Origin of the sequence: Mycobacterium sp. KBS0706 (genome assembly GCF_005938675.2) — a bacterium.
Lineage (GTDB): Bacteria > Pseudomonadota > Alphaproteobacteria > DSM-16000 > Inquilinaceae > Inquilinus.
In genome coordinates this window covers 1-5967 of record NZ_VCCH02000192.1, presented here as the reverse complement: position 1 = coordinate 5967, position 5967 = coordinate 1, and the positions used below count along the sequence as shown (strand labels likewise).

9 protein-coding genes and 1 pseudogene are annotated in these 5967 nt (G+C 69.7%); 4 read left to right on the top strand and 6 right to left on the bottom strand.

Features of this window, described 5'->3' with window-relative positions; all coding sequences use genetic code 11:
- Positions 1–187: hypothetical protein (locus FFK22_RS40565; RefSeq protein WP_221939253.1), on the bottom strand; the 187-nt coding region annotated here is incomplete at its 3' end.
- Positions 180–944: a DUF899 domain-containing protein gene (locus FFK22_RS40560; protein ID WP_138893512.1), complete on the bottom strand. Its 765-nt coding sequence runs from the start codon at positions 942–944 to the stop codon at positions 180–182. The genes FFK22_RS40560 and FFK22_RS40565, both read right to left, overlap by 8 nt.
- 83 nt (positions 945–1027) lie before the next feature.
- On the opposite strand from FFK22_RS40560, the gene FFK22_RS40555 reads away from it, so the two are divergent.
- The 4 genes from FFK22_RS40555 (at position 1028) to FFK22_RS40540 (ending at position 3998) form a co-directional block, all read left to right on the top strand.
- The gene (locus FFK22_RS40555; RefSeq protein WP_138893511.1) at positions 1028–2248 is read left to right on the top strand and encodes a helix-turn-helix domain-containing protein; all 1221 of its coding nucleotides are present in this window, start codon (positions 1028–1030) and stop codon (positions 2246–2248) included.
- 33 nt (positions 2249–2281) lie between these two features.
- Complete coding sequence (locus FFK22_RS40550) at positions 2282–2908, top strand: PQQ-binding-like beta-propeller repeat protein (RefSeq protein WP_138893510.1); 627 nt, start codon at positions 2282–2284, stop codon at positions 2906–2908.
- A 422-nt stretch (positions 2909–3330) separates the two neighbouring features.
- Positions 3331–3573, top strand: coding sequence for a type II toxin-antitoxin system Phd/YefM family antitoxin (locus FFK22_RS40545; protein ID WP_138893509.1), 243 nt, complete (start codon positions 3331–3333; stop codon positions 3571–3573).
- Positions 3573–3998: a type II toxin-antitoxin system VapC family toxin gene (locus FFK22_RS40540; RefSeq protein WP_138893508.1), complete on the top strand. Its 426-nt coding sequence runs from the start codon at positions 3573–3575 to the stop codon at positions 3996–3998. The genes FFK22_RS40545 and FFK22_RS40540 overlap by 1 nt, the downstream gene beginning before the upstream one ends.
- 38 nt (positions 3999–4036) lie before the next feature.
- Here the strand turns inward: FFK22_RS40540 and FFK22_RS40535 are convergent, their stop codons facing one another.
- The 4 genes and pseudogenes from FFK22_RS40535 to FFK22_RS44655 all read right to left on the bottom strand — a co-directional run.
- A complete protein-coding gene (locus tag FFK22_RS40535) occupies positions 4037–4366 on the bottom strand; it encodes a hypothetical protein (RefSeq protein WP_138893507.1) in 330 nt (109 codons plus the stop codon).
- A 74-nt stretch (positions 4367–4440) separates the two neighbouring features.
- Positions 4441–5085, bottom strand: coding sequence for a glutathione S-transferase family protein (locus FFK22_RS40530; RefSeq protein WP_138893506.1), 645 nt, complete (start codon positions 5083–5085; stop codon positions 4441–4443).
- A gap of 50 nt (positions 5086–5135) precedes the next feature.
- Positions 5136–5723: a dihydrofolate reductase family protein gene (locus FFK22_RS40525; protein WP_138893505.1), complete on the bottom strand. Its 588-nt coding sequence runs from the start codon at positions 5721–5723 to the stop codon at positions 5136–5138.
- 108 nt (positions 5724–5831) lie between these two features.
- Positions 5832–5930, bottom strand: a pseudogene (locus FFK22_RS44655) (hypothetical protein); the annotation flags it as partial.
- Between the last annotated feature and the right edge of the window lie 37 nt (positions 5931–5967).

Sequence of the window (5967 nt, the reverse complement as noted above, 5' to 3'; positions counted from 1 at the left end):
GGCTCATCAGCAGGTACATCGGCACCATGCCGGCCAGGGGCGACGCCCCCATGGCCGAGCACAGGACATCCGCCTCGCCGCCGGACATGGCCGTGACCAGCGCCATGAGGGCGAAGGTCGGCGTGGCTGCGAGATGCAGCCAACCGGCCGCGCCGAGCGGCCGGCGAGACATCGCGATATCACTCATGGCCGTACTCGTCATGGCGGCGCCACCACACGCCGGCCTCGTTGCGTCCCTTCGGCGCGCGGTCGAGCCACTGATACGAGCCCCACAGGCCGTCCAGCCCGCGGGCATAGGTCGAGTAGGTGTGATAAACAGCGCCGTCCTCGAGCACGAAGGCGCTCAGCCCCGGCTTGTCGCGCATGTAGCTCGGCGCGTCGGTGCCGCACATCTCCGCGAACTGCACGACCGGCGCTGGGATCGCCGTCGACTTCATCGCCAGGCCGCTGCGCCGGTAGTTGTATTCGACCGTCCCGCCGCGCTGCTGCTCCTCGGTGAAGGAGACGTTGAAGTCGTAATTGAACGCGCCATCGGCCGAGGACGCCCAGGGGAAGCCCCATCCCATCCGCTGCTTGTAGGCCTGCAGCCTGGCCAGCGGCGCCCGCGACACCGCCCAGAACGCCACGTCATGGTTGGCGAGATGGACCGCGAAGCCGTTGAAGCCGTCCGCGATCATCGAGCATGACGGGCAGCCGGCCTTGTAGTCGGGCCCAAACATGAAATGGTAGACCAGGAGCTGCGACCGCCCCTGGAACAGCTCCGGCAGCGAGACGGCGCCGTCATCGGTCTCGAACCGGTACTCCTTGTCGACCCGGACCCAGGGCAGCGCCTGCCGCCGCCGCGCCAGCTCGTCGCTCTGCCGCGTCAGTTCCTTCTCGGCCGCGAGCAGGTCGAGCCGCGCCGCCAGCCATTCCTCGCGGGTTCCAGTCAGATGTGCCGTCATCGTTCGCTCTCCATCGGTGTCCTGTGGGTTAGACTGGTGCCGGGGAGCGAATGGCGGGGAGTGACAAGTGTGACGGGATTCCGATGGACTCGCTGATCACGGCCGCGGGGCGGGCGCTGGCGGCGGGCGATCCGCTCGGTGCCCTGAACCGGGTCGCCCTGCGCGACGACGCGCCGGCACTGGCGTTGCGCGGCATCGCCATGGCGCAGCTCGGCGACCTCGCCCGGGCCAAGGTGCTGCTGCGCCGGGCGGGCCGCGCCTTCGGGGCCAGGGAGGCCGTCTCCCGCGCCCGCTGCGTCGTCGCCGAGGCCGAGGTGGCCCTCGCCTCGCGCGACCTCGGCTGGCCGCCGAAGGCGCTGGAGGCGGCGCGGGCGACGCTGGACGCACATGGCGACCGGCTGAACGCCGCCCATGCGCGCACCCTGGCGATCCGCCGCCTGCTGCTGATCGGGCGACTCGACGAGGCCGAGCAGGCGCTGGCCGGGCTCGACCCCTCCCCTCTCCCGCCGGCCTGGCGGACCGCGCATGAGCTGGTGCTCGCCGGGATCGCGATGCGGCGCCTGCAAACGGGACCGGCCCGGGCCGCCCTCAACCGTGCCGGCCATGCCGCCCGCCTCGCCCGCATCCCGGCGCTGGCGGCGGAGGTCGAGACCGCGTCCCGCCTGCTCGACACGCCGGCGGCGCGCCTGATCGCACGCGGCGGGGAGCGGCCGCTGCTGCTGGCGGAGGTCGAGGCGCTGCTGGCGTCGCCGGCGCTGGTGGTGGATGCGTGCCGCCATGCCGTGCGCGAGGCCGGCACGGTGGTGTCGCTGGCCCGGCGCCCGGTGCTGTTCGCCCTGGCCCGCGCCCTGGCCGAGACCTGGCCCGGCGACGTGCCGCGGGGCACGCTGCTGCAGCGGGCCTTCGGCGCGAGATTCGCCGATGAATCGCACCGGGCGCGGCTGCGGGTCGAGATCGGGCGGCTGCGCGCGGCGCTGCGGCCGCTGGCGGGCGTGACCGCGACGGCGCGCGGCTTCGCCCTGGTGCCGCATGACGGCCGCGAGGTCGTGGTGCTGGCCCGGCCGGTCGAGGAGCGGCATGCGGCGGTGCTGGCCTTCCTGGCCGACGGCGAATCCTGGTCCAGCTCGGCCCTGGCCCTGGCGCTGGACGCCAGCCAACGCACGGTGCAGCGGGCGCTCGACGCGCTGGCGGAGGCGGGCAAGGTGCAATTCTTCGGCCAGGGCCGGGCGCGCCGCTGGGTGACCCCGCCCCTGCCCGGTTTCACGACGGCCTTGTTACTCCCGGCCCTGCTGCCCGACGGCTAGGATGGCCGCATGCAACGATCGAGGAGGCGACCCATGACCGAGATCATCCGCGAATACGGGCCGTTCCCGGGCGTCGACGAGGTGGCCGGCGTTACCTATGACGGCGAGCGCGTCTGGTTCGCCTCCGGGGACAGGCTCAACGCCCTCGATCCGAACAGCGGCAAGACGGTGCGCTCGCTCGACGTGGCCGCCCATGCGGGCACGGCCTTCGACGGCCGACACCTGTTCCAGATCGCAGAGAGCCGGATCCAGAAGATCGACCCGGAGACCGGCCGGGTGCTGGCCACCATCCCGGCGCCTGGCGGCGGCAACGATTCCGGCCTCGCCTGGGGCGAGGGCACGCTGTGGGTCGGGCAGTATCGGGAGCGCAAGATCCACCAGGTCGACCCCGAGACCGGCCGCGTGCTGCGCACCATCGACTCCAACCGCCACGTCACCGGCGTCAGCTGGGTCGACGGCGAGCTGTGGCACGCCACCTGGGAGGCCGATGAGAGCGAGCTTCGACGGATCGATCCGCGGTCGGGCGAGGTGCTGGAGAGCCTGGAGATGCCGGCCGGAACCTTCGTGTCCGGGCTGGAATCCGACGGCGCCGACCAGTTCTTCTGCGGCGGCGGCAAGAGCGGCAAGGTCCGGGCGGTGAGAAGGCCGAAGCGGGGCTGATCACAGTTACGAGGAGGGGCGCGTGCTTGACGATAAGTCGTCTCGCACGAGGACGGCCGAGGGCGCGGCTCAAGCTGCCGGTTGCAGAGAATGCTCACCCGCCAGCGCGATGCGCTGCCCGCCGCCGGATGACAATGCCCGGAAGCAGGTGGAGAAGCCCTACGCTTCGAAAGACCGGGCGGCTCGCTCTCGCTGGCCGGCCTGTTCGATGGCCGCGTCCAGTTGGTCGTCCCATCACTTCATGTTCGGTCCCAAGTAAAAGGAACGACGCAGGCCTACGTTTCAGGCTGACAAGAGAGTCGACCGCATCTCGATCCAACTCGCCCATTGGTTCGGCCGTCGCTCCATCGCGCGGATCGCTCTTCGCTGGAATTGCCCGACGCCGCGAGCTATATGACCATCTATATGGTCAGGAGCGTGACATGGACTCGGTCAATCTGGCGGATGCCAAGGCCCATCTGAGCGAGCTCGTCGATCGGGTGGAGGCTGGGGATTCGATCGACATCACCCGGCGCGGCAAGCCGGTGGCGAGACTGACCGCCGTGGCGAGACCCCGCAAGCGGGTCGATCTGGCTGCGCTCCAGACCTTGGCGGCCACCATGCCGGACCAGGCGCAGGACGCCGCCGATCTGGTGCGGTCGATGCGGGATGGCGACCGCTACTGATGCACTATCTCGACACGTCGCTGATCGTCGCAGCGCTAACCAACGAAGCTACGACGCCGCTCGTTCAGCGCTGGCTCGCGGCGCAGGATCCGGCGCAACTGCTGATCAGCGACTGGACCATCACCGAGCTGTCGTCCGCCATGTCGATCAAGCTGCGCACCGGCCAGATCACGCTGGATCAACGCGCGGCGGCGTTGGCGATGTTCAACAAGCTGGTCGTGGAGAGCTTCACCGTCCTTCCGGTCGCCGGCCGGCATTTCCGGACGGCGGCGACCTTCGTCGATCAGCACGCGCTCGGGCTGCGCGCCGGCGATGCGCTCCACCTCGCCGTCGCGTCGGAGCACGGTGCCACGGTGCACACGCTCGACCAGCGGCTCGCCGATGCCGGCCCCGTGCTGGGCATTCCGGCGCAGCTCCTGCCCTAGCCTATCCGCCCGCCCCGGCACGTGCCGGAGCGTCGCGATCAACCCTGCGCCCATCTGACCTGGCGTCGAATACCGTCCAGCTTATCCTCGGCCAGGCCGGCAAGGCTGGCTTCATCCAGATAGCCCTCGAGGATGAGGACGGCAAAGACGTGGGTGAGCTGCGAATACCGATAGTCGAAGAGGGTGTCGATATGCCGGCGTCTCTCGCGCAGGTACCATTCGAGATCCCACATCTCCGACGGCGTCGCCACCTGGGCGGCCTTGGCCTTGAACTCGGCCAGGATCCTCGCGAGCGCCACGGCGAGTGCTGCCTCATAGGCGCGGCGCGCGATCTTCTTTTCGGACGGAGACCATTTGTCGTCGGGCATGAGTGGGGCTTTCCATTCGCTCGAAGAGCAGCAGCCGATCACCAGAGCCTATTTTGTCGCCTCACCGCCACCCCTCATCGACCAGCCGCTGCGGCCGCCCATGCCTTCGTGGCCTGGCATGTCTCCATGGCCCGCTTATAGGCATCGCGTCCGCTGGTCCGGGCCACATAGGCCCGCTCCGCTTCGCCGAGGACGACGCCTCCGGCTCTCTGGGCGAATTCGAGGGCGTAGGTCACCGAGATGTCGGCCGCCGTGAACGTCTCGCCGGCGAGATAGGGCGAACGCGCAAGCTGCCGCGTTACCAGCCCCAGCCGGCTCTCGAACACCTCCAGCGCCTTGCCGGCACCCCAGTTCCGCCGCTCGGCCTCCGGCGCGAGATTGCGGCTGACCACGACGAAGTACATGGACGCCGCGAGGCCGGCTTCGCCGAGGTGAAGGAACTGCTGGTACGCGGGGAAGGCGGGATGCTGCGGGCCGGGCGCGAGCGGCGTCGGTCCGTGGCGGGCCATCAGATACTCCATGATCGCGATCGACTCGACCATGGTGACGTCGCCGTCCTGGATCGCCGGGATGAAGCCGGCGGGGTTTATGGCCAGGAACTCCGCGTCGTCCTCGACGCCGGCCAGCAGGTCCACCGGCCTCAGCCGGTAGGCGAGCCCCATCTCCTCGAGCAGCCAGACGACCCGGAATCCTCTGCCTTCACCAAAGACGGTGATCATCTCTCGCGATCCTTCGTTGGCATGGCCAATTCAATCGCTCGGCGACGGGGTCACGCCGGCCGATAGATCTGCGCCACCGCGCCCCCCGGAAAGGCCGTCGAGCTGACCAGCCTTAGAGGCGCCGGCGCGGCGAGTTCGGAGAACAGCGGCAGGCCTTTGCCCAGCGCCACGGGCGCCACCAGCAGGACGAACTGGTCGACCAGCCCCCGGGCGACGAGGCTGCGGGCGAAGCGCACGCCGCCATGGGCGATGATCGGCCTGCCCCCTTGGGCCTTCAGCGCCGCGATGTCCGCCGCCAGGTCGCCGCTCGCCACACGGGCCTCCGCCCAGCTTTCTCCGCCGGGCTGCAGCGTCGCCGATGGGCTCGCTTTCGTCGGGATCGCCGGTCCCTGCCGCGAGAAGACGGCCTTGGGGATCCGGTTCATCGGCGCCGCGAACTGGTCGGTGGAGGTCGGCCACCAGGCAGCCATGTCCTGGAAGCTGCGGCTGCCCATGATGTGCAGGCCGGCAGTCCAGAGATATTCGACGGACCAGGCCTTCGCCTCCTGGTCGGCGCCGAACATCCAGGTGTTCCGGCCCTCCAGGTCGCTGACGAAGCCGTCGATCGAGATCGACATCTTCAGGATCAGGTCTCTCACCGCATCCTCCTCGGGGCGATCCTGGCCCTAGGACGAACCGGATCGACACGATCCGACAGCGCGCGGCGAATTTTCAGCCGCGCAGCGTTGCGGAGGCTCTGGCGACAACTCCCACTCGATCGTTCCCGGCGGCTTCGAGGTGATGTCATAGACGACGCGGTTGACGCCGCGGACCTCGTTGACGATGCGGGTCGAGACCCGGCCCAGTCACCGTATTCCCTCGGGGACCTCCCTTGAGCCGAGA

Excerpts from the sequence above, each read along its gene's own strand:
- FFK22_RS40560 (WP_138893512.1), bottom strand. The coding sequence starts at position 944 with ATGACGGCACATCTGACTGGAACCCGCGAGGAATGGCTGGCGGCGCGG.
- FFK22_RS40535 (WP_138893507.1), bottom strand. The coding sequence starts at position 4,366 with ATGCCCGACGACAAATGGTCTCCGTCCGAAAAGAAGATCGCGCGCCGC.
- FFK22_RS40555 (WP_138893511.1), top strand. The coding sequence starts at position 1,028 with ATGGACTCGCTGATCACGGCCGCGGGGCGGGCGCTGGCGGCGGGCGAT.
- FFK22_RS40540 (WP_138893508.1), top strand. The coding sequence starts at position 3,573 with ATGCACTATCTCGACACGTCGCTGATCGTCGCAGCGCTAACCAACGAA.
- FFK22_RS40545 (WP_138893509.1), top strand. The coding sequence starts at position 3,331 with ATGGACTCGGTCAATCTGGCGGATGCCAAGGCCCATCTGAGCGAGCTC.
- FFK22_RS40530 (WP_138893506.1), bottom strand. The coding sequence starts at position 5,085 with ATGATCACCGTCTTTGGTGAAGGCAGAGGATTCCGGGTCGTCTGGCTG.
- FFK22_RS40550 (WP_138893510.1), top strand. The coding sequence starts at position 2,282 with ATGACCGAGATCATCCGCGAATACGGGCCGTTCCCGGGCGTCGACGAG.